The organism is Candidatus Nitrospira nitrosa (assembly GCF_001458735.1).
Taxonomy (GTDB): Bacteria; Nitrospirota; Nitrospiria; order Nitrospirales; family Nitrospiraceae; genus Nitrospira_D; species Nitrospira_D nitrosa.
The window spans coordinates 38,723-61,112 of the sequence record NZ_CZQA01000001.1; the positions used below are offsets into that span (position 1 = coordinate 38,723).

The window sequence follows — 22,390 nt, forward strand, 5'->3', positions numbered from 1 at the left end:
GAAAAGGGCGCTCACGATGTCCCACCTAGGATGCACTACAGGAAGGGAGAATACAGCATTCCCCTGGCTCCTGGAAGTCTCAGGAAAACAAAATCTTTTTCAGGGATGGTGTTGATGAATGAGGGGAAAGGATCCAAAAGGATACACCCTCTGTATCAAAACGGATTCAGGTGCTCCCCACGGACTAGAGCGTACAGCGATCGATCCGGATCACGAGTCCAGTCGTCGATTCCCTTCCTGACACAGATGCAAGATGTTGCCAGGTAGGTCGCTGCTTATATCGCACAGTGTTTTGGCACTACTGCTCAAATCTGGCTGGAACCGCTGAGAGCCCTATCGAGCTCTTGCATCACCTGTTGAACCACACTTTTGGCATTGGCAGAAGGGTTCGGATTCGAGAGTAGCTCATTATGCATATTTTTCAGATCTGGATTCGGCCTATCCCTGCCGTTAATCATGAAGGGTAAGATTGCCACCTCGTTTCTCCGCTTCAGAATCTCGCGGAGTTCGTACTCGCACGTCTCCGACTGCTCATACATAGGATCGAGAAGAGTGACGAAGTGAGTGGTCTTCTTGAGCGACTCATCCAAAGCAGCCCGCCAATCCATGCCAGCGGTATTCGCCTGATGGTACTCAAAGGGAATCACATACCTTTCTTTGAGAAGCCTGTAGATCTGCTCCACGAGGGCCCGGTCTGCCCCCTTCAAGGTGTGACTGAGAAACACGAAAAACTTCGCATAGCGCTTCGACTGAAGATAGTCGAAACCATCACCATCGCTGAGGGCCTCACTGATACGATCCATAGCGGCAATGCGAGGGTCAACCAAGGCTAGGACATCCTCCGGTTTACTCCACATCACAATATCGTTCTCAAAACCGCCTGGACCTCCTTTCAGAATCCAAGGCAGTTCTATGGGCCCAGATGCCGCAGACACCATACGAATCGTGGGTAATCCCAAACCATGAGCAGCACCATAAATCTGCTCTAGACGGGAATCGGATGTCCCAAACTCAGCGACAACTAGCTCGGCTTCTCGGAGGAGCCGAAAGACTTTACCGCTTCCTTGCCGTTCAGGGTCACAACGATCTGTCCTATATCCACCAGCCCGCAAGCCACTCTCGAGAGCTTCGCCAGCTCCCTTATAGAGCGATTCACCAACCAAGATAACGGCCCTCCTGGACCGCTCGTAGCTCACCGGGCGCCGGTGATTCACGGCCCAGGCCTTCCACTGACGAATCTTCGACTGGATCACGGTTGTCCATTGTTGCGACTCGATACGACGTTCCTTGCTTCCACAAAAAAACTCAACATATACTTCCCAAGGTCGAATCGTTTCCGGAGGTCTGAAACGCGTCCCTCTCTCATACACGACCAGTCGCGGAATATCGACTCGTTCAGCTAGTCGAATCTCGAATAGACTATATGGTGAACAGTGCAACCGCGTACCGTCAGCCCCTGCTACAGCCTCAGGTTGATCGCGGTAGGTCAGAACGCTGACGAAGAGATCAGTTCGTCTAAGCAGTTCCTCAATTCGATTGATATAGTAAGGCGGATCAGCTCCAGGTTCATCTGGACGATCCACCAGCAGCGTACAATCTGTGGCCAATTCTTCCCAAACCTGGAGATTCAGCTCCACATCACGTGAGTGCCAACTATGACTGAAGTACACCGCAAATCTGCTCTGGCCTACCACAGAATCAGGGACCTTTCTTCGCTTCTATGGCACTCACATTGACGACATCCGTGGAGATGAGCTTCCGGAACACGGCATCAAGGGTCAATCCCGCAATGAGTCCAATGAGCACTCCAAAGAGCACAAGCTTCCTAGCCTGCTCCGGCGAAACGATATTTCCGTTACCTGTTGCGGGTGCCGTCGTGATCTGGGCAGTTATGAACAACAGTCCGGCCGCTCCACCCGCAATTAGACCCAAGGCCACGGTAGTCAACGTGGTTTGTGTGGTCACGGGAATGGAACCCTGACTCGCGTCAAATACCAGGCGGATTGTAGAACCGGCAACTCCGGCCAGTAGCGGTGAGAAAAATAACAGAGCAATCAACGGATATATAGGGATCCCCTCCCATGCAAACGCGATGGCGGCTGCGGCCACCGCCAGGATGAAGACAATTACAGCAGAGAACGCATGCCAACTGATGGATACCCCTTTGCGTCGTTCTTCAATCCTACGCTGTCTCGCCAATTCAGCTTTGCGGACAAGCTGGTCCTTAATCATCTTGACATAGTCGGCCGCATATTCATCGGACCACCCAGGGCGTGCCATTAACGAGATCTCATCACCAGTAGGCAGATCCCGCCCTGGCCGAAGCGTCTCCCACACCCGTGCCGTAGCACCACCAAACCCAGCCAGTGGAAGCATGGCGACCCCGTGGCCCATGGCAACCATGCCGGCAATCTTCGTGGATTCACCTCCACCCATTAGCAGAATACCGTTGACCTCGTTCAGCGACTGGTAAAACGACATCTCCCAATCCTGGCTGTAATCGGGCCGCCAATCAAAGACCTCGTCATTGCTCTGCTGCTCGAGAAACTCCGGTTTTGGCCCATGCAAAGGATAGCGAACCTGAACGGAACGGCGGTTGGCCAAGCGACTTGCGACATACCCCTTCACGATATGGCCTTCCAGAAAATTAGCCCCACTAGAATACACGAGGATGCGAAGCCCGGCCTTAGCCAATTCCCGCCCAAGTGCCTCGGCGGCCTCCGGTGCGTCAGAAGAGGTAATTATATTTCCTACGATAGCGATGATGGGATCTTCAGCCATACACTAAGTTCAATCTGGATAAGTACTAGTAAGGTGTCCTGCTGTGTATTTACCAACAAACACCCGTACCACATCACCTAACGCCATGAAATTATGTAAATACAATGATGCGGCCGTCACATTTTTTTGCGGAGTAAGTATAGCTTCTATGCACCGACCTCGCAACGGCCTAAACCGAGACATGACAGGACGGGAGCTGCCCAGAGGCGCTGCGTACAACTCGACGAATTTGCTTGCCGACCGCTGAATAACTGGCTAAAAATTTCTGCAGTCGATCCAAGTCACTTGCCCAGTGCGGCGCCTCACTTCCAGATACATATGTGCCGTACCGCCCGGACCATCGCCCCCACCCCCATCCCAAAGACAGACAAACTGTACCTTACGGACACCGTATGACATGGCCGTATACAGTAGCCAACGATTACATCGTTCGAATGGATTCCCTCCCTCGGGAGTTCGCCCTAGGCACTCATGAGCCGAGCGAATATCGCTCATGAGTACATCCCTGGCCTTGAGATATCGCGCTCGCCAAGTCTCATCGTAGCAGACCACAGATTCCTGGATAAACTTTGGCTCATTAAACGGTTGCAGCCACTGTACCTTCACTCCCCGCTGCAGACAGGCCTCGGTGAACAATAAATCTCCCCCACAACCGCCAAGGGTCAAGGCAAGATCTTCTGGGCCAGCTCCTAGTTTCTCCAGCGAACTAGCAATTCTCTGAGCCGCGACCTGTTCCTTCGAGCTAGGAAACCGTGGGTTCGTTCTGGTCGGAGCGTCAATCATATGGCCGCTGAAGAGGAACACAAGCCTTGGCTCCCATTTGTCTTCTGGTTTCTCGAGTTTCTGTAGAGCTCGACCAAAGACAGCGAGACCTGCCTCCACATTATCCAAGTGGAAACCAACGTCTTTAAAAAGCTCCAGCTGCGCGAGACTGGATTTCAAAGAAGACCAATCGTTCCCACTCTTCGCGATAGCTTCCTTATAGGCAGCTATCGTGGTTCCCGGTGACCCTACCAGGACTTCTAGTTCGCCGATGGTGGTAAGAGCCCAAAACCGTTGCTCCTGATTCGGCTCACATTCGGCGGCGAATCGCACTGCCCCAGCCATCGTCGTCATTTCCTTGTTGTACCGCTCATCATTCGTCAAGTCCCGATAGAGATGCATGAGTGTGAGCGCATTGATACCAGAATAATAATGACTGGGCTTACAGCGGTAGGCCTTTGAATAGCTTTCGATGGCAGCGCGCAGTAAGGCATCCTCATATGCGGCCTCCTCTCGCATCTGTTTCGGCGTGTTGCCCAGGTGATGCCAGGATGCTACCCAGGCATCTTTATCAACCCGGCCAAGCAAGGCCCACGTCTCAGGATCGTTCGAAAATGTCTTGAGCATCCCATGATAGTGAGATCGCGCGTGGTCTAATGAGTACCCCGGCTTCCGTTCCATCGCAAGCCGCTGGAGGCAAATGCCTTTCTCTTGGAGACCTTTAAGATTCTGCGGTTCCAATGAAAGCCCTCGTTCGATCTGCTCCAATCCAAAGGTGAAATGCCCGGCTTTACGCAGCGCTTCTCCGGCAGCAATCCACGCTTCGGTTCGAAAGGCAGCACTTGGTGCCTCATCAGCGAGTATCAGTACATCCCCGATATATCCAAATTTTCGTGCCAGTTCGATGCGTTTTTCCCAGGCCTCATATTGCTCCCAGAATTTCCTAACATCGCCTACGCGCAACGACTTCCAGTCCGGTTCCTGAAGATTTGCCAGCAGATTATAGACAGGACTGATCTTGCGACCATTCCACGACTCCATCGTCGACTTAACCATCCCGGTCAGGTTCACTTTGTCTTGCTCCACTGTCGCGGAATCTGGTTTGCCATCCTGAATGGAATAGCGAAGTTTGCGATCAGTGTAGAGATCGAACGCGGTTGTGACTCGTCCGCCGCATACCAACACAACCCCCCGCGCACGCAGGGCATGTCGTACTCCAAGTTCATACCAAACGTTTGGATTATCGATCGTCAGATCTGCGACGACAAGATCCGCAATGAGCAATTCCTGAAACATGTCTGTACGGATATCACCCGCACACATCTCCTTATCTGCCCGGAACACTTCTAATCCGGCAGCCTCTAGTGCTGGCTTGATCAGTTCCGAATAGACGAGGTTGAAATCGATTTCGGCACCCTGGCTGTCCTTCTTCACACCAAACGGCATCGCGACAAAGGCATGGGGCTTCACAAAGCACCTCTAGATCTTCAAACCCTTAAGCTCGGACATAAATATGGGGAATGGGGTTTCTTGCCGCTCCAAACCTATACTTAAACGGATAAGCGGTCAATGTAGAGTCAACAGCCAAAGACAATCGTGCTCTATCCTAGCCTTCTCACCACCAAAATCCCGTCCCGAATCGTCACAAGTACAGCAGTGACGTGCCGATCTGTTGAAATGACACGGTTGAGCTCCTGAATGGCGGCCGTGGACTCATCCGGCGGTGGCTGCTTCAACACCTCGCCGCTCCAGAGTACGTTGTCGATCAAAATGACGCCGTTCGGACTCAGCAGGTCGAGCGATCGTCGATAGTAATTGAGATAGTTGATCTTGTCAGCATCGATGAAGATGACATCAAATGGACCAGTGAGCGTCCGCATCGTGTCGAGGGCAGGGCCCGTACGAATGCTGATTTTCTTCCCAACTGGCACCTGCCCAAAATAACGCCGAGCCACGGCTGCTGACTTTTCGTTAACTTCACAGGTAATAACTACTCCATCGTCCGGCAGTGCTTCGGCAAAGCACAGGGCGCTGTAACCGGTGAACATGCCGATTTCCAGCACCCGTTTGGCCCCGACCAACTTGGTCATCATTTTCAAGAAGGCCCCTTCCAATGGACCGACCAGCATCTGGGGATATTCCATGGTCCGCTGAGTCTCTTCGCGCAAAGCACGACAAATAGCGGACTCCGGCATGGAATGGGCTTCAGCATAGGTTTCGATCTCAGACAGAACCAACTTTTCCATGAGTGTCCCTTTCAGCTATTTGAAAACGCGTCGCCCCTTGCGTACACTGCGCCCGACCACTGGATGGCAAGCGTGAATCTTAGCATAGGGAACAGGAGGCCGATTTGAAAACCCTCGCGACGTTAGAACCCCTCACCACAAGACTCTTGGAGATTCAACGGATCAATAGCGCCGCCTCGGTCCTCTCGTGGGATCAGGAAACCTACATGCCGGCCGGTGGTGGAGAGGCGAGGGCTGAACAGATCGCGGTGCTGCAAGGCATCGCCCATCAAAAATTGGTGTCGGCGGAGGTCCAGTCGCTCTTGTCCCAATGGGTCAACCCTGCGACCGGCCAGGCAGCCGAACAACCAGGCGACGCGTGGGATGAACCCTCCCGCTCTCTGTTGCGGGAAGTGTGGCGGGACTTCAGCCGCGCACAGAAACTCCCATCCGACTTTGTGGTGAAGCTCAGTCGCGAATGTTCCCTCGCACAACAGGTCTGGGCGGAGGCCAAACAGACCAACAAGTTTTCGATGTTCCTGCCGAATCTTCGAACCGTGCTCCAGCTCAAACGTGAAGAAGCGGAGTATCTTGGCTATAAGAGTTCACCCTACAACGCATTGCTCGATGTGTATGAGCCAGGAGCCACCATTGAGACGCTCCAGCCCGTGTTTGCGGTGTTGAAGGCCCGCCTGGTGCCGTTACTGAAAAAGATCACTCAGAGTCGGGTCCAGATTGACGACGGCGTTCTCCACCACTCCTATGATCATAGTCGTCAGCTGGAGTTTGGCCGATTGGTCCTGACAGCCATGGGGTATGACTTCGAACGTGGTCGACTGGACCTCTCGGCCCATCCCTTTACAACCTCGTTTCATCCCACCGACGTACGCGTCACAACTCGCGTGCATGAACAGGAGCTCCAGTCTTGCCTGTTCAGCTGTATCCATGAAGGCGGTCACGGGTTGTATGACCAGGGCCTTGATCAGCGCTATTTCGGCACGCCGCTGGGCGACTCAGTTTCCTTGGGAATCCATGAGAGCCAATCCCGCCTCTGGGAGAATTGCGTCGGGCGGTCTCGGCCGTTCTGGCGTTTTTTTTACCCGATCTTACAACAGACCTTCCCTGACCAATTGCACGGAATGGATGTCGATCACTTCTATGCCGCGATCAATCGCGTTAAGCCCTCCTTGATCCGTGTCGAGGCGGACGAGCTGACCTACAATCTCCACATCATGTTGCGGTTTGAGATTGAACAAGCGCTAGTGGAAGGCAAGACTCAGCCTGAAGCGTTACCCGCGCTCTGGAATGACAAGATGGAGGAATATCTCGGCATCAGACCACCGTCCGATACCGAAGGCGTGTTACAGGATGTTCACTGGTCGTTCGGCGCTTTCGGGTATTTCCCGACCTATACCCTAGGCAACCTATATTCTGTCCAATTCTTTGAACAGGCCAAATTGGAGCTCCCACAGTTGGAGGTTGATATCGCTGCGGGACAACTACTCCCCCTGCGCCGGTGGTTGGAGCAGAAGATTCACCGCTGGGGTCGCATGTTTACCCCAGCCCACCTGGCCGAACGGATCACGGGCTCCTCACTCCGTCCCGAGCCCTTCCTGAATTATGTGGAGCAGAAGTACGAAGAGCTCTACCAACTCTGACTGTCCCATGCCGGTCGGGACTCATACCCCATCGCCGCATTGAGCTTTCCCGCGATAGCGGGAGGGATGATGAATTCAGCTTGCACGTCGATGCGATGCGGCACGAGTAGTGTCGTGTGAAACACGATATCTCGAATGGGAATTTTGAGTTCAGGATCCTGAGGCGTACTGAGCTGCACCGCCTCAACCGAATTCGTGATAGTGCCACTATCTTGTGGCGCATAGGCCGCCACGACGGCCTCGATGATCTCTTTGACCTGTTCGTTGGCCTCCACACCCTCGATGGCTGTGAGCAGTAATGGGATCGCCTCCTCCTTCACTTGATCCGAGACGGTGAAGTTTTCAACTCGGCCTTTTCGCCGGAGCGACGTCAGATCATTATCCAGCTCCTTACTAAAGGCCCCGTATGCAAATCGGAAGAATTCGAAATGGAGGGCCTTGACCCCCTTGGCAAAGGTCTGGAGTTCACACAGGAAACAGAGCTGCTGGAGCTTCACATCACTCAATAATCCATGGGATTCAGCGAGCTGAAGAATGTAGAGCAGCAGCACACGGTCAACAAGAATTTGACTGGGTGTTCTCACTGAATCCTCACCAGACAACCGAGAGCCTCACTATAGACAGCCATGGGAGCAGCCGTCAAAGGGGAACCAGACGCTGGTCGATCGGTGAGAGAAAGCCTCTTGACCCACTGCTTCATTTCGTCTTTAATCCCCCTCTTTAGGGAGGAGCGATCTGTTACGATGTCTAAACATGCCAAGGAAATGGAAATTCTGAAAGAGCATCTCGAGAAACACCAACTCAAATTTACACGCCAGCGTGAGTTGATCCTCGACGCTTTTTTGAAACAAGAACACATCACGGCTGAGGAAATGTACCATCAGTTGGCACGTAAAGATCCTCATCTTGGGCTCGCAACCATCTACCGGACCCTCAACCTGTTCTGCGAAGCAGGGTTGGCTCAAGCTCGGCACTTTGGAACACAGACTCAGTATGACAACGTGTCCCATAAGGGCCATCACGACCACCTCATCTGCACAGGCTGTGGCAAGATCGTGGAATTTGAAAACTGCGATATCGAACGACTTCAAGAGGAAGTCGCGACCAAGAACGGCTTTACGATTACTACCCACCGGCTCGAACTCTACGGACTCTGCACCCACTGCCGTCATTGACCCGCCAAAATGTTTCTGGTATTCTTTTTGATATAGCTTATCAATTTCAAATCATATCGGTCGCTATCCCATAAAGGTCTGCCATGTCGGGATCTCTTCACAAGGCTCCGTGGACCACTCTGCGCATCAATCACCATCCGTTCATCGGCGTACGTGCTGCATGTATTGTTTTGCTCCTCTCCATGATTCTCCCGAGCGTCACCACCGCTGCCGACCAGTTGACCGTCTATTCCGGACGGGCTGAACGGTTGATCAAGCCGGCTCTGGACGAGTTCACCGCGAAGACCGGCATCAAGATCGCCTTGCTGTCGTCCGGTACAACCGAGCTGGTGAATCGGATGAAAGCCGAGGGCGACCGAAGTCCAGCCGATGTATTTATCACGAACGACGCCGGGAGTTTGGAACTCGCCCGTACGGCCGGATTGTTCCGACCACTGAGCATGCGCGAAATCGAGCGAGCCATTCCTCCTCAGTTTCGGGCAACCGACAACAGCTGGATCGGCTTGTCCGGACGATTTTGGATCATTACCTACAACACCACGCTGGTAAAGCCGGACCACATCAAATCGTTGCTGGACTTGGCCGATCCGATATGGAAGGGGAAACTCGCCATTCCGAACGCCGGCAGCGAATATCTGCAAGCAGGCGTCTCCGTGATCCGCGCCAGTATCGGTGATGATCGCACTAAGACGTTCCTTGAGGGGCTTCGAGATAATGCCGGGACTCAGGTTTACCAGAAGAGTTCCCAGATCGTCGAGGCGGTCGCCAAAGGTCAGGTCGCGCTGGGAATCGTCAATCACTATTACGTCTATCGTCATCTCGCCACCCAACCAGCTGCGCCCATCGCGGTGCTGATGCCTGATCAACAAGAAGGCGGCATGGGGGCCATTATGAACGTAGCCGGCATCGGCGTCCTGAAACATACGCCTCGTGTGGAACAAGCCAAACTGCTCGTTGAATTCCTCGTCTCACAGGCAGGTCAGAAGATATTTGCTGATCTTGATAAAGAATATCCGCTCCATCCCGAGGTTCAAGCTGACCCAGCTCTCGTCGAGCGAAAGAGTTTTCGAGCCGCCATGGTGCCTTTGGCGAAACTTGCCGAACTCCGAGCACCCACCCTTCGACTCATCGAACAAGTGGGGATGCGGTAACACCGAGTGACCTGTGATTGCCGTACGCCCATCATCGCTCATTTCCCTCCAATTAGCTGCACTGGCCAGTGCGGCACTCGTTCTACTCCCATTGATCTACATCGTGTCCTTGGCCCTCTCGGCTGATCCATCGGTCTGGTATCGACTGTGGGCAACGCGTGTACCTGAACTCCTCTGGAACACGATTTCTTTGGCCGGTGCTGTTGTGCTCCTCGCGCTTGCTTTAGGGGTCTCGACCTCATGGATCGTGACCCGCTGTGAGTTTCCTGGGCGCCGGTTCTGGGAAGTTGCTCTCGTATTTCCCCTCGCCATGCCGACGTTCGTGTTAGCCTATGTCTTCAACTATCTGTTGGGATTCGGCGGCCCGGTTGAACAACTCTGGCAGATGCTGGCAGGCAACCCTCAGGCCAGAATCTTCTCGCCTCAAAGTTTTATGGGCGTCACCTTGGTCATGGGGCTCGCAACATTCCCGTTCATCTATTTGCTCACGCGGAGCGCGCTCCTGAATTTCAATGTGTCGTTTGAAGAAGTCGCCCGTACCTGTGGCGCCTCTCCCCTGAGAAGGATTTTCTCCGTCACCCTCCCGCTGTTGCGACCGTCCATTGTCGCCGGTGTTGCGCTGGTCATCCTCTACGTGGTCTCCGATTTTGGAGCCGTGTCGCTCTTACGCTATCAAACATTGACGTATGCCGTGTTTCAACAAATGACCGGCCAGTTGGACAATCAGGCCGCGAGTATTTTAAGTGTATTGCTGGTCGTCCTGGCACTCTTATTCTTGGTAACCGAGCGATGGTTTCGTCGCAAAAGTCGCTTTTACCAAACCGCTGGTCGCTACCGCGCTCCACAGCGAATCCAGTGCAACCGGCTCCAGACGGTAGGCCTGACGGCATCTCTCTCTGTAATCCTGGGGGCAGCCTTCGGGATCCCTGTGTGCTTCTTGATCGCGTGGAGCCTGTCTCCTGAAGCCCTTGCGATTCTTGATGCACAATTCTTCGGCTTTGTCTGGAACAGTGCCGTGCTCGCAACCCTGGCTGCCACAGCTGGCGTGCTCGTCGGACTGCCATTGGCCTATCTGGCAAGTCGCAAACCCACGTGGCTCAACACCGGCTGCCTCCAGGCCGCCTATGCCGGATATGTGTTACCGGGACCGGTCGCGGCACTCGCCGTGTTGGTCCTCTGTCTCAACCTGATACCGGTCGTCTATGGAACAGTTATCGTCTTGATCATCGCCTATGTCTTACACTTTCTTCCGGCTGGGCTCCAATCGCTCGAACCGGCAATCCAGCAGATCACTCCCAATCTTGAAGAAGTTGCACGCACCCTGGGACTGAACGCTCGCGAAACCGTGCGACAGGTCACACTGCCGCTCATCCGTAACGGCATCATCGTGGCCTGGGTTCTAATCTTTCTTCAAACGATGAAAGAGCTGCCTGCCACGCTCTTGCTCCGCCCCGTTGGGTTTGACACCTTGGCCATCCGAGTTTGGCTTGAAGCGAGTGAAGAATATTATCAGCTGGCGGCCCCCTCCGCTCTCTTGATCGTGCTCGTTGGTCTACCCGCCCTTGGCTTATTACTCTCCCGCGATTGGCGCACCGCGTAAGGACCGATCATGAATACCTCAGCATGGACCAGACCGATCAGTGCCGACCAACTCCATGCAGCCGCCCATCTCTGCTCTCCGGCGGCTCCGATCCTGGAGCTCCGCTCCATCTCCTGTGCCTATGGTTCAAGTCGACCGGCCGTTCGCGATATCGCATTCTCCGTCAGGGAAGGTGAAATCCTCTGTCTGCTCGGGCCATCCGGCTGTGGGAAAACCACCGTGCTACGAGCCATCGCCGGATTTGAGCCAGTACGGTCTGGAGAAATTCTCTTGTCGGGACGGGTGGTCTCATCTCCCTCGGAGACGGTTCCCACGGAACATCGACGCATCGGCATGGTCTTTCAGGAATACGCTCTCTTTCCGCACCTGCGTGTCGCCGACAACATCGCATTTGGACTCAACCACCTGCCGCGGGCAGAGCGAAAGCATCGAGTCGATGAGATGCTGTGCTTGACCGGGTTGGAGGGGTTTGATCGCCGATATCCGCATGAGTTATCGGGAGGGCAGCAGCAACGCGTAGCACTTTCACGAGCGCTGGTGCAAAATCCGGTCTTGCTCCTGCTGGATGAACCGTTCAGCAACCTGGACCCCGACATGGCTAGTCGCATGCGCCAAGAAGTCCACGCCTTGTTACGTCAGATGAAAACCACCAGCATCATGGTCACGCATGACCATGACGAGGCTTTTGCCATGGCCGATCGCATCGCCGTGTTGAATCAAGGGGTGCTCGAGCAGATGGACTCCCCTGAACTTATTTACCATCTGCCGGCCACGCGGTTCGTGGCCGACTTTGTAGGCCAAGCCGACTTCATTGCCGGCCGGATTCATCAGGGATTGGTTCACACCGAGCTAGGAACGTTTCCCAATACGCTCAACGGGTCCGAAGGAGACCATGTTGCCGTCATGATTCGCCCGGACGACGTGCATCTCGTGCCCAACAAATCCGCCGAACCGAGAATCATGGCCAGGCAGTTCCGCGGATCTGAAAATTTGTACAGAGTTCAACTTCCTTCCGGTCAAATCGTCCATAGCAGTGAAAGCTCGACCAGCGTCTACCAGGAAGGCACCTCTGTCGAACTCCATGTTTCGGCAACCCATACCGTACTGTTTCAGACCGAAGCACCCCCTCCTCCATAGCAACACTGGAATAGACTGGCTGCAGGTGAACATTGACAGCTTCCCCAGAAATCTGGCATGGATGAACGAGCGTTGAAGTCCTCAACCCCGCCCGGCTTGAACCCCCTTCCACAATGTAAGGAGTCGCGATGGATGCATTGAAAGACGTCATTGATTACGGGGTGATTGGTCTCTTACTGGTGCTCAGTGTGTGGTCCGTGGCGGTGGCCATCGAACGGTGGCTCTTCTATAAGCGTGTCGACTTCTCTCGGTTTTCCAACGCCCAGCTGCTGGAAATCACGCTGACCAAGCGTCTTGTCGTGATCGGAACTGTAGCGGCCAACGCTCCTTATATTGGCCTCCTCGGAACCGTCCTCGGAATTATGTTAACCTTTCATACGATGGGGACATCAGGCACAATGGCCGTGAATACCATTATGATCGGGTTAAGCCTGGCGTTGAAAGCAACCGCCGTTGGGTTGCTCGTCGCGATTCCCTGTGTCGTCATGAATAACCTGCTGCGTCGACGCGTTACCGAACTCCTCACAGACTATAAGGCACAACATGGATCGGAACATTGATCAGATCAACGTCATTCCCCTCGTGGATGTGATGTTGGTCCTGCTGGTCATCGTGTTAACCACGGCCACCTTCATCAGCACGGGCCAAATTCCCGTCAACCTCGCCAAAGCGAAAGCAGTCAGCGATCGGCAAGACGTGCCCATCGTGATTGCCTTGACGGCGGAGGGAAACTTGTTTGTCAACGATACACCGGTCCCAGAGGGTGGCCTTCCCACGGTCCTGAGCTCTCGGCCTCGCGAGTCAGCGGTGGTTGTTCGTGCAGATAAAGTCACATTGCTCGAAAAGTTCGTGGCACTCGTCGATGAGATTCGCGGCCTTGGATTTCAACAAGTGAGCTTGGAGGTCATTCGACTCTAAATGCAAGACTCGCCGCGACCTCTTCTTCATGATTCCAGCCCCACAGCCGCTGGATGGCTTCTCTCTTGCCTCGTACATGGCGGCTTGGCTCTTGTCGCCATCTTTTTCGCGCAACGTATTCATCTGGCCCCACAAGGGGACCTGTTCCAATGGAATGTGGCGATGGTGGAAACCCTTTCACCTTCAGCAAAAGCGACTGCTCCGGCTGCACACACGACACCGCCCACCAAGCACACCCCTACGCCGGCACGTCCGGTTCAACGCAGTGAATCGACGCCGGTTGCGTCAGCTCCAGCGATACCACCAACCGAGCTCGCTCCACTGCCTCAACAGGTAGAACCGCTTCAGGATGAATCCAAAGCACCAGAGCTGACTCCTTCGCCGCCCCAATTGATGCCAGCATCTGAACATGCATCAGTTCACCATACCGACATCAGTGAGTCACCAGTCTCACCATCAGTTATGGCTCCCTCTCCTGACTCTTCACCCTCCAAGACTTCTTCGGAGGCATCGGCTGTCCCACAACGATCAACCACTATCGATTATGGATGGCTCGCCGCTCTCATGGCACAATGGATTGAGGGACTCGATAAACGTTACCCCGCAGCATTGCGTGCCGAAGGGATTGAGGGAAAAGTCACTCTGATTGCGCTCTTGCACGAGGATGGCTCACTGAGCGATGTGCGCATCGCCAAGGGTTCAGGGAACGCAGCATTGGACCAGGTTGCATTGGAAGATGTCCGAAACGGCTCGCCAGTCAAACTCGCGCATCCACTGGAACGTCCCAAAATATCGGTGAAGTTCTCAATCAGTTACGACATGAAAACCGCTCGATAATCGGGGAAGCTGATGCTCATGGCGCACCCAACCGATCACGAAGCCCCGAGGACACCAGCAGGGTACCGTTCGCATCGACGATGATGACTTCAACATCCGGCAACTGTTCGACCAGCGCCATCCCATTTTTTGGCCCAAGCACAAAAATACCGGTGTCCAACCCGTCGGCCATCACCCCTTCCTTGGCAATCACCGTCACACTCTGACATTCACGTGCCGGCTGCAGCGTATAGGGGTCTAGAATATGGTGATAACGAATACCATCCCGTTCAAAGAACCGCTCATAGTCACCGGCCGTTGAAATTGATTCATCTTGCAAATCGATGATGCCGATAAGCGCTCCTTCATCACGAGGATGCCTGATCCCGACAGGAAACCCTGTTCGCTCTGGGAGCACACCAAATGCTTTAATGTCTCCGGATAACGCGACTACTCCACCTTTAGCACCTGCTCGTTTCATGACCTCCACCGCCCGATCGGCGGCATAGCCTTTTCCAACCCCACCGACATCAAGGCGCATTCCCTTGCGCGGCAGATAAATCGTCTGTGCTTTCTGATCGAGTTGAATGCTTGTCCAATCAACGAGCGGCTTCAACTGTTCCAATGTGTAATCGTCAGGAATCTGCTGCCGTTCGGTGACACTCCAAGCTTCGATCGCAGGTCCTAGTGCAATATTGAATCCCCCATGGGTCAGGCGTGAAATGTCCAAAGATCGCCCAACCACTTCAAAAGTCTCTCGGCTTACGTTGACAGGTCGGCGGCCAGCTTCGGCATTCACCTGTGAGAGCTCACTGTCAGATCGCCAGGTACTCAATAACTGTTCAAGTCGCTTAATCTCATCAAAAGCAGCTTGGACAGCTCGATCACCCACCTGCGTATCAAACGCGACAGCGGTCACAGTCACAAGCGTCCCCATGTGCATCTGAGCACGTTTCGCGATCACGGCTGCAGAGGACGGAGCTAGTTGTGCGCAACCGCCCAGCATGATCAGAACAAGGACATAGATCGCCAGGAGGCTGATCGGGGATTGAGAAATCTTCATTGGGCTATCACTCTTACCACCAGTGCCGGCGAAAGTATCTCGGATACCGCGGGTACGGCATAACCTCATACAGTCGTGCTTCGACCTCTGTCGGCTGCGGAAGCATTTCAACCATCGAGCTCCCCTTCAACGTCGAATACTGGGCATCAAGAAACTCCTGCGCCTTTTCCCGCTCGGCTTGATCGGCGATCACAGAGACCATGAGCATCCGTCCATAATGCAGGACATCGACTCCGAATCTCCAAGTCCCCACATAGGTCATGGCAGTGGCATCGACTGGGAAAGTCATCGCTACATCCGCCATAGACATGAAGGGGCCTTCAGAGATCTGTACCCTAGTCAGCCGATATTGCCCGGACGGCAGATGAACAACAAAATGTCGATCGGGAGAGTTGATTTCAACTTGGAATCGCTTGTGAAACACTTGGTCCTCAATTTCAACGAACCGCACAGCAGGTGAAAACCGCCGAGATCTGTCTCCAGTCAAGGCAGTGGTCTCTCCCCACAACCAGACCTCCAGTCACATCCTGTGGATCGATCAAAGCCGGCAACCGTGTCACACACCCCGACAGGCTCGCAACGACGGTCAACACAAATACCAATTGAACCATGCCGAGTTTCATGTTTACTGCAAAATTATACAAAATCTCTCAAGATTCTAGCAGTACTGCAGGACTGAAATTATATCTTGACAGCAAAACACCGATCAGGATATTAATAATCGTTCTCAATTTCACTTAAACCAGTGGCTCGTATGTCTATGGCAAGCGCAAAGGCTTCCTTAACCGAAGGTCCTCAGACCCTTGAGACGCGCTGCGAGTGCGGGCAATTGATCGCCAAAGTGTGCGGACAAGGGCTGGAACTCAAGTGTAAGCGGTGCAAACGCATCGTCGTGATTCCATTTTCTTCGATTGAAGGTTGGGGAACCGCTTCGACTTAGTCTTACCTCGCACAGGAAGCATGCGTACCGAGTCCATCCATACGAGTTACCAGAAAGACCAGAGACCATCGAGTCCCGAGTCGGGCCACAACCTTACTCATTATTTACGGAGGATACCCATGAAGATGCGGTCAATCCTCGGGGCTCTTTCAATTCTGGCGCTGTCGGTCACCCCGGTCTTCGCAGAAGAGAGCCTTGAGGAACGAGTGAAAAGACTCGAAGAAGCGTTACAAAAAGCACAGGAACGGGAATCTCGGGAGATTCCCGGAGTGAGTTCGTCTCCAAAACAATATCCTGTGGAGGCCGGGCCAATGACCGACATTCGGGTCGGTCGCCCAGGAGAAGAAAAAACTTCTCTCGGGTTCAGTTCCACGGGGTCAGGAAAATTGATTTACGCAAAGCCATTCTTGAGCGCACCTAAAGCCACGCTTGGCGGGTATGCGGACGTGATGTACAACATCCTGTCTCGCCAGAACTTAGACAATCCCAGCCGCAATAGCTTCGGCCAGCAGCGCCTCGTGCCCTTCATTTATGCAGACATTACGGATCGAGTGAAGTTTGCTGCAGAAATCGAGATTGAACGTGGTGGAACCAATTCTCCCCAGGGCGATGGTTCGATTCAGATCGAGTTCGCCCAATTAGACTATCTGGTCGACGAACGAATCAATCTCCGAGGCGGTATCCTCCTCATGCCGGTCGGCAAGTTCAATCTCCTCCATGATTCACCGTTAAACGATCTGGTTGATCGGCCGATGGTATCCAGACTCATTATTCCAAGCACCTGGTTCGAGGCCGGCGCCGGTATTTATGGAACTTTCTACCCATCGGCACTGTCGAAGATCGATTATGAACTCTATGCGGTCAATGGTATGACCCAAACTGCCGGTGCAATCACTGATTTGGGCATCCGAAGTGCGCGCGGAAGCGTATCTCGAGATCGTGATGACAGCAAGGCCGTCGTCGGTCGTTTAGCCTTTAGTCCCATGTTGGGCATTGAAATCGCCGGCTCTGGCTACCATGGGCAATATAAGCCCTCGGCTGCTACGATCGGCTCAGGAAATATCGACATCTTTGCGGTAGATTGGACGTTACAACGAGGTCCCTTCGAGCTGATTGGTGAAGCGGCATGGACCAGAATCAGCAACAATAATGCTACAGGGGTAACCGGCAACGCAATCGGCCCTGCAGGCATGTTCGGTTACTATGTCCAGGGGAACTATCACTTTATGCCAGAAATTCTGAAGAGACTGGCCCCCAGCCACTTCTCGGATGCATCCACCTTCACGGCAACAGTTCGCTGGGAGCAAATCGACACGGATACAGACAATCGCACGGTGGGTGGAGTAAATAGCCTTGGTAATCGACGAGAACTCGATCGCTTGACAGTCGGTCTAAATTTCAGACCCGTCGAAGACATGGTCTTCAAAATCAATTGGCAGCATAACGCGCAAAACGGCGCAGTGGGATTAACCCCTGCAGGGGATTTAGGTACTGCCAACAGTCCGATGGACGGAGACGGATTTCTGTTCCAAGCAGCAACCTACTTCTAACAATATAGCTAAGGAGGCTCCCCGCCGTTTCGGCGGGGAGCACATGACATGACAACGTTTCTGCAGCGAATGAACCTCCGTCTTCTCCCGATCCTTTTGATTGGAAGTGTGGGCGGTTGTGCCTTGATGACCAGCGGCATGCAACAACGAGCTACCACCTGTAGCTATGACCAAGCCTGGGATGCCGCCATTGATGCCGTAAAGGATCGGTCTGCCGATACGACTGATAAAGAGGCCGGAGTGATCGTCACACACTGGCTTGAAATCCCGATGCCTGGCCGAAAGTACGGTGCGTTTCGACGGGAAATCCCGGACAGCAAAGATCGATCTCGCCTCACCCTACGGGTGAAGCGGGTGGACGACAAGACACGTGTCTTTTTCCTCGAAGAACGACAGAGTTGGGTCATGCGAGGAGGATCACGTCTCTTCGGCTGGGCCCCGATTGATCCTTCCGAAGAAGTCATGCGAGACGTACAAGATCGCCTGGATGCCAAGTTACAGGAACACGGATGTTCAGCCACCTGAAAAAAGTCCTTTCAGGCTTCGTGATTGGAGCAGCGCTCTGCCTCTCCGCTCCTGTATCGGCTGGAGCTGAACAGGTATGGGATAACGATCTGAAGCGCTATCTCACCGAGGCGGAATTGAATCATGCTGAAGTTTTCATGTCGGAAGATGAGGCTGTAAAGATCATCCTCCCGAAATCGCAACGTGTTCGCAAGGAAGTCATCCAACTCAGCCAAGACAAGAAGGATCTGATCGAACAACGCATCGGGTGGAAATTCCCGGAACAAGCATTCGAAGTCTATATTGGTGAAACGGGAGAAAAAGTCGATGGCTATGCCATCGTCCACAACACCATCGGCAAGCATAAACACATGACCTACATGGTCGGTGTCGATGCGAAAGGAGCCTGCTCCGACGTTGAACTATTGGTATTTCGTGAAGCCAGAGGAAGCGAAGTAGGGCGGAAACGGTTCAACGTACAATATGAAGGCAAGACGGTTTTGGATCCAATCCGGATCAATAAGGATATTATCAACATCTCCGGAGCCACCATGTCCGTCCGCTCGATCAGCGCCGGCGTCAAACGAGTGCTGGTCCTGGTCGACGAGTTTTATCTCAAGCCCGCCGGGATTGGTAGCGATACAGTGGCCGTCAAAAAGGATAAGGGGTTCCTGCCGTCGATATTTGGCAATTAGTCACAGCGGACCCAGCGTCCCGAGCATGCGAAACTTTAACCAGAAATTCAGACTACGTGACTCAGATCGCCACATTCGCTTGCTGTACACCTTATTTTTGTTACTGATGTTCGTCGGATTCTGCTTCTCGTTTTTTTGGGCACATAGTATGACGGGATTGTCCCCACAAGGCATTGCCGAACACTATCGAGGCTCCGATGCGACCTTTGGCGAACCGATGTCGTTTCGCGAGCTGGCCGAAATCACTCATTTCCATCTCTTCACCATGCCGGTCGTGTTTATGATCTTGATTCACGTGATGTACCTGACCAACGCCAGCCATCTCCTCAAGGCCATCGTCACCTGGGCCGGTTTTGGTGGCGTCATGCTCGATCTACTGTCGCCCTGGCTCATCAGCTATGTTTCCCCCGTTTTCGTCCTCTCCATGCTCACGGGTGACATGCTGATGACCCTGAGCTTTCTGGTCATGATGATCGTTCCTCTGTATGAAATGTGGGTGCTTAGACAGCCGCTCATGGGAGGGAAACGACCACCGGAGTCGTAGGTTATTGACACCATCGTACTTTCTGAGCGGCCAGCGGTTGTTCACCCAGAGCCCGAAATCACAACAGTGGTTTCGGGCTCTTTGTTTTGAAGGAGGTAGCGCCATGCAGGTCCACAGTCTCGATCAGGTCCAGCCGGCCGTCTTGGCAATTCAAGGCATGCTCAAGAAAATCGACCGCCTCTCCCTTTCTCCTACATCACAACGCGATCTGGAGAGCATTTTGGTTCGTCAAGTGACAAGGGAATTGGATCGGCTTCTGCCCTGGCAAGCAGGACATGGCGAGGCCACGGCTATCACTGCCATTTATATTGGACAGGCGCTGAGAATGAATACCGAGGTCCTGCACCAGTTGAGGTTGGCCGCTCTCCTCCACGATATTGGTCTCCTGATGCTCCCCGCTGAGTTTCAAACGGGGCGAGAATCACACGACGCAGACTCCTACGCCACTATTCAGAATCATCCACGGCTCGGATCGATCTTACTTGAGCCATTTCTATTCCTCCGTGAAGCCACCGTCATGATCGCACATCACCACGAACGCTGGGACGGATCTGGCTACCCTTACGGACTCAGGGGAGAATTTATTCCCTTAGGGGCAAGAATCTTGTCCGTTGCCGATGCATTTACGGCGGTTCACGTTCCGCACACTCATGATCGACTCCAGCGTGATCGCGTCGCGCTCCGCATCCTACAGATAGCCGCAGGCACTCAATTTGATCCTCTCGTGGTCAATACCTTGGTGGAGTGTTGAGCAGAAACGAATCCAGTGTCTATAAAAGACCGGCTCCAGCAGTAACCCCGCCGGCGTACCAGCTACGCCGGCTTCAAAGTGGGAGGCCCCACCCCTCCCACTTGACCCGGCAGGGGTCCTCGCCTCCCGAGGATCCCTGCCGCCCAAGAAATGATAACAGACTGTCACGAACCATGGTTAAGGACACAGTACTAAATGGATAACACAATCATTACGAAAGGACCTCTTGCATCATGAGTCCCACTGCCCTTTGCTCTCAATCAACACTCTCCCTTAGCGGTCTAGCTCCGATCCTTCTTTTCCTTGGGCTCGTGTCATGCTCGGGATCAGGCGGTGAGAACACGACGCCTCCGATTACCGATACGGGCACGCCCGGTGCCGAGGAGGCGGTCGGTGAACGGCTGTTCCTGGAAACCCGATTCGCCCAATCGTTCAAGATCTTCCTAGACAACGGCGGCAGCATGAATGATCCCAACACAGGCGATATTGTCATGGATACTGTCGAAACGCTTGGCGCACCACTCGATCCAGGACCATTCAAGGGGATGTCGATGAATTGCCGTGCTTGCCATTTGGTCGACGATGTCCTCGCCGTCCCTGGTGGAGGGATGCGGGCCTACGCCGATTTCGCGCGCCGCAGTCCGATTCCGGCGCGAGGGGATGGCAAGACGCACGCCCCGAGAAACTCTCCACCCTTGGTAAATTCGACACTCACTCGAGCAGGAGGCATCCTGCTCCACTTCGATGCCGAGTTTAGTTCCATCGAAGAGCTGATTGCGGCCACCTTTACAGGTCGTAACTTTGGCTGGCTGCCTGACGAAAAGGCGCAAGCCATCGCCCACATCGCTAATGTCGTCCGAGGGGACGATGGCTCCTTCGATCTGACTGACACCGGTCTGCCCTACCGAACTCTTTTTGCCGGCACAAATCCAAACACGCCTGATGAATTGCGTCTTCCGCCCCAATTCCGCGCGTTCGTCGGCTCCGGGACCGATCAGGAGGTCTTCGATGCCGTGGTCAAAGTAGTGGCCGCTTACGTCAATGGCCTCCGCTTTTCACAGACCGAAGACAGCGGCTCACCCATTCGCTCTCCATTCGATGTGTTTTTAGCGACAAACGGACTCCCGCAGGCACCGGATTCCAACGAATTACCGATCGACTACAGCCGACGTCTGTTGCAACTTGTGAAACAGCGTGAATCGGCCGGCACCCTCAGGTTCGTCACCTCAAATCCGAATCGGGTTGGTGGTCAGTTTCAATTTCATACCCAACCATTCTCGTTTGGAGCACAAGAATTGGCCGGATTGAAAATGTTCCTCGCAGAACCGGCGGCTCTATCCGCCTCACCATCTGAACTGGCCACCGGGACAATCGGGAACTGCGTTGTTTGTCACCCTGCACCGAACTTCACCGATTTCAAAGCTCACAATACGGGAACGACCCAGAAGGAATATGATCAGATTCCTGGCCATGGGAATGGCGCCTTCATGAATCTGGCGATCCCTACACTCGCCACGCGAACCGCCGACGATCTACCAGCTACAGAACAGCATCCTGCGGCAAGCGAGCGATTCCGAGCCGTTCCCGCATCTGCAACAACCTTGACCGATCTAGGCCTGTGGAACGTCTTCGCTAATCCTGACATGCCAACGCCTCAGTCCAAGATCCGAACCATTCTGTGCGATGAGGACCAGCCGTGTTCCGCTTCGCAGAGCGATCTATTGAATCGTGCCGTCGCCCGATTCAAAACACCGGGGCTGCGAGACCTAGGCCACTCAGCCCCATTCATGCATAACGGGCAATTCGACACACTTGACGATGTGCTTACATTTTATCGCGACATGGCTACCCTGGCACGGGCAGAGCAACTTCGCAATGGTGCAGCCCAGCTGCAAGGGATTGCGCTTAATCCCAATGACCTCAGACCCCTTGCAGCATTTCTGCAATCGCTCAACGAAGACTACCAATAGGACACCGTTTGCTATGCGCCATACCACGTCCCAACCAGAGAGAGAGGTGAGCTGGATGGAAGTTTCCACGCGCGCCCCGTTAGTCGTAATGACCTGCCAGCGCTGTCACGAACCGATCTGTCACTCGAACCCAACGCTGTGGTGCATCAA

24 protein-coding genes are annotated in these 22,390 nt (G+C 53.9%); 15 read left to right on the forward strand and 9 right to left on the reverse strand.

The window, feature by feature from the left end:
* Window positions 1-305 precede the first annotated feature (305 nt).
* The 4 genes from COMA1_RS00195 to COMA1_RS00210 all read right to left on the reverse strand — a co-directional run bounded on the left by COMA1_RS00195 (window position 306) and on the right by COMA1_RS00210 (window position 5,789).
* The gene (locus tag COMA1_RS00195) at window positions 306-1,670 is read right to left on the reverse strand and encodes a toll/interleukin-1 receptor domain-containing protein (RefSeq protein WP_090742080.1); all 1,365 of its coding nucleotides are present in this window, start codon (window positions 1,668-1,670) and stop codon (window positions 306-308) included.
* Between the two features lie 28 nt (window positions 1,671-1,698).
* Window positions 1,699-2,781: a hypothetical protein gene (locus COMA1_RS00200; RefSeq protein WP_090742083.1), complete on the reverse strand. Its 1,083-nt coding sequence runs from the start codon at window positions 2,779-2,781 to the stop codon at window positions 1,699-1,701.
* Between the two features lie 255 nt (window positions 2,782-3,036).
* Window positions 3,037-5,013: a TRAFs-binding domain-containing protein gene (locus tag COMA1_RS00205; protein ID WP_090742086.1), complete on the reverse strand. Its 1,977-nt coding sequence runs from the start codon at window positions 5,011-5,013 to the stop codon at window positions 3,037-3,039.
* Between the two features lie 131 nt (window positions 5,014-5,144).
* Complete coding sequence (locus tag COMA1_RS00210; RefSeq protein ID WP_090742089.1) at window positions 5,145-5,789, reverse strand: O-methyltransferase; 645 nt, start codon at window positions 5,787-5,789, stop codon at window positions 5,145-5,147.
* Window positions 5,790-5,893: 104 nt separating this feature from the next.
* Between COMA1_RS00210 and COMA1_RS00215 the strand changes: the two genes are divergently transcribed.
* Window positions 5,894-7,426 carry a carboxypeptidase M32 gene (locus tag COMA1_RS00215; RefSeq protein ID WP_090742092.1) on the forward strand — a complete coding sequence of 511 codons (1,533 nt, stop codon included), beginning with the start codon at window positions 5,894-5,896 and terminating at the stop codon, window positions 7,424-7,426.
* Here COMA1_RS00215 and COMA1_RS00220 read toward each other — a convergent pair.
* Complete coding sequence (locus COMA1_RS00220; protein ID WP_090746645.1) at window positions 7,414-8,010, reverse strand: hypothetical protein; 597 nt, start codon at window positions 8,008-8,010, stop codon at window positions 7,414-7,416. The genes COMA1_RS00215 and COMA1_RS00220 overlap by 13 nt on opposite strands.
* Window positions 8,011-8,169: 159 nt before the next feature.
* Here COMA1_RS00220 and COMA1_RS00225 point away from each other — a divergent pair, with 159 nt between their 5' ends.
* The 6 genes from COMA1_RS00225 to COMA1_RS00250 all read left to right on the forward strand — a co-directional run bounded on the left by COMA1_RS00225 (window position 8,170) and on the right by COMA1_RS00250 (window position 13,407).
* The gene (locus COMA1_RS00225; protein WP_090742095.1) at window positions 8,170-8,601 is read left to right on the forward strand and encodes a Fur family transcriptional regulator; all 432 of its coding nucleotides are present in this window, start codon (window positions 8,170-8,172) and stop codon (window positions 8,599-8,601) included.
* 83 nt (window positions 8,602-8,684) lie between these two features.
* Window positions 8,685-9,752: an extracellular solute-binding protein gene (locus COMA1_RS00230; protein ID WP_245630777.1), complete on the forward strand. Its 1,068-nt coding sequence runs from the start codon at window positions 8,685-8,687 to the stop codon at window positions 9,750-9,752.
* A 13-nt stretch (window positions 9,753-9,765) separates the two neighbouring features.
* A complete protein-coding gene (locus COMA1_RS00235) occupies window positions 9,766-11,352 on the forward strand; it encodes an ABC transporter permease (RefSeq protein ID WP_090742098.1) in 1,587 nt (528 codons plus the stop codon).
* Window positions 11,353-11,361: 9 nt separating this feature from the next.
* A complete protein-coding gene (locus COMA1_RS00240; protein WP_090742101.1) occupies window positions 11,362-12,489 on the forward strand; it encodes an ABC transporter ATP-binding protein in 1,128 nt (375 codons plus the stop codon).
* Window positions 12,490-12,617: 128 nt separating this feature from the next.
* A complete protein-coding gene (exbB, locus tag COMA1_RS00245; RefSeq protein ID WP_090742105.1) occupies window positions 12,618-13,049 on the forward strand; it encodes a TonB-system energizer ExbB in 432 nt (143 codons plus the stop codon).
* Complete coding sequence (locus COMA1_RS00250) at window positions 13,033-13,407, forward strand: ExbD/TolR family protein (RefSeq protein ID WP_090742108.1); 375 nt, start codon at window positions 13,033-13,035, stop codon at window positions 13,405-13,407. Before exbB ends, COMA1_RS00250 begins: the two co-directional genes overlap by 17 nt.
* A 238-nt stretch (window positions 13,408-13,645) precedes the next feature.
* Here the strand turns inward: COMA1_RS00250 and COMA1_RS20845 are convergent, their stop codons facing one another.
* Complete coding sequence (locus COMA1_RS20845) at window positions 13,646-13,810, reverse strand: hypothetical protein (protein WP_176697745.1); 165 nt, start codon at window positions 13,808-13,810, stop codon at window positions 13,646-13,648.
* A 161-nt stretch (window positions 13,811-13,971) separates the two neighbouring features.
* On the opposite strand from COMA1_RS20845, the gene COMA1_RS20850 reads away from it, so the two are divergent.
* Window positions 13,972-14,244 carry an energy transducer TonB gene (locus COMA1_RS20850; RefSeq protein ID WP_176697746.1) on the forward strand — a complete coding sequence of 91 codons (273 nt, stop codon included), beginning with the start codon at window positions 13,972-13,974 and terminating at the stop codon, window positions 14,242-14,244.
* 16 nt (window positions 14,245-14,260) lie between these two features.
* Here the strand turns inward: COMA1_RS20850 and COMA1_RS00260 are convergent, their stop codons facing one another.
* From COMA1_RS00260 to COMA1_RS00270, 3 genes are all read right to left on the reverse strand, one after another.
* Window positions 14,261-15,286 (reverse strand): FAD:protein FMN transferase, encoded by a 1,026-nt coding sequence (locus COMA1_RS00260; RefSeq protein WP_218055263.1) that lies wholly within the window; start codon window positions 15,284-15,286, stop codon window positions 14,261-14,263.
* A 13-nt stretch (window positions 15,287-15,299) separates the two neighbouring features.
* Window positions 15,300-15,575: a hypothetical protein gene (locus COMA1_RS00265; protein ID WP_218055264.1), complete on the reverse strand. Its 276-nt coding sequence runs from the start codon at window positions 15,573-15,575 to the stop codon at window positions 15,300-15,302.
* 148 nt (window positions 15,576-15,723) lie between these two features.
* Window positions 15,724-15,909 (reverse strand): hypothetical protein, encoded by a 186-nt coding sequence (locus COMA1_RS00270; RefSeq protein ID WP_090742119.1) that lies wholly within the window; start codon window positions 15,907-15,909, stop codon window positions 15,724-15,726.
* 131 nt (window positions 15,910-16,040) lie between these two features.
* Here COMA1_RS00270 and COMA1_RS20510 point away from each other — a divergent pair, with 131 nt between their 5' ends.
* From COMA1_RS20510 to COMA1_RS00300, 7 genes are all read left to right on the forward strand, one after another.
* Complete coding sequence (locus tag COMA1_RS20510) at window positions 16,041-16,226, forward strand: hypothetical protein (RefSeq protein WP_218055265.1); 186 nt, start codon at window positions 16,041-16,043, stop codon at window positions 16,224-16,226.
* Between the two features lie 119 nt (window positions 16,227-16,345).
* Window positions 16,346-17,776, forward strand: coding sequence for a porin (locus tag COMA1_RS00275; protein WP_090742122.1), 1,431 nt, complete (start codon window positions 16,346-16,348; stop codon window positions 17,774-17,776).
* Between the two features lie 48 nt (window positions 17,777-17,824).
* Window positions 17,825-18,301, forward strand: a complete 477-nt coding sequence (locus COMA1_RS00280; protein ID WP_090742125.1) for a hypothetical protein — start codon at window positions 17,825-17,827, stop codon at window positions 18,299-18,301.
* Complete coding sequence (locus tag COMA1_RS00285) at window positions 18,286-18,975, forward strand: FMN-binding protein (RefSeq protein ID WP_090742128.1); 690 nt, start codon at window positions 18,286-18,288, stop codon at window positions 18,973-18,975. The genes COMA1_RS00280 and COMA1_RS00285 overlap by 16 nt, the downstream gene beginning before the upstream one ends.
* A gap of 25 nt (window positions 18,976-19,000) precedes the next feature.
* Window positions 19,001-19,519, forward strand: coding sequence for a hypothetical protein (locus COMA1_RS00290; RefSeq protein WP_090742132.1), 519 nt, complete (start codon window positions 19,001-19,003; stop codon window positions 19,517-19,519).
* 103 nt (window positions 19,520-19,622) lie between these two features.
* Window positions 19,623-20,270 (forward strand): HD-GYP domain-containing protein, encoded by a 648-nt coding sequence (locus COMA1_RS00295; RefSeq protein ID WP_176697747.1) that lies wholly within the window; start codon window positions 19,623-19,625, stop codon window positions 20,268-20,270.
* 233 nt (window positions 20,271-20,503) lie between these two features.
* Window positions 20,504-22,240, forward strand: coding sequence for a hypothetical protein (locus COMA1_RS00300; RefSeq protein WP_090742138.1), 1,737 nt, complete (start codon window positions 20,504-20,506; stop codon window positions 22,238-22,240).
* Window positions 22,241-22,390 lie beyond the last annotated feature (150 nt).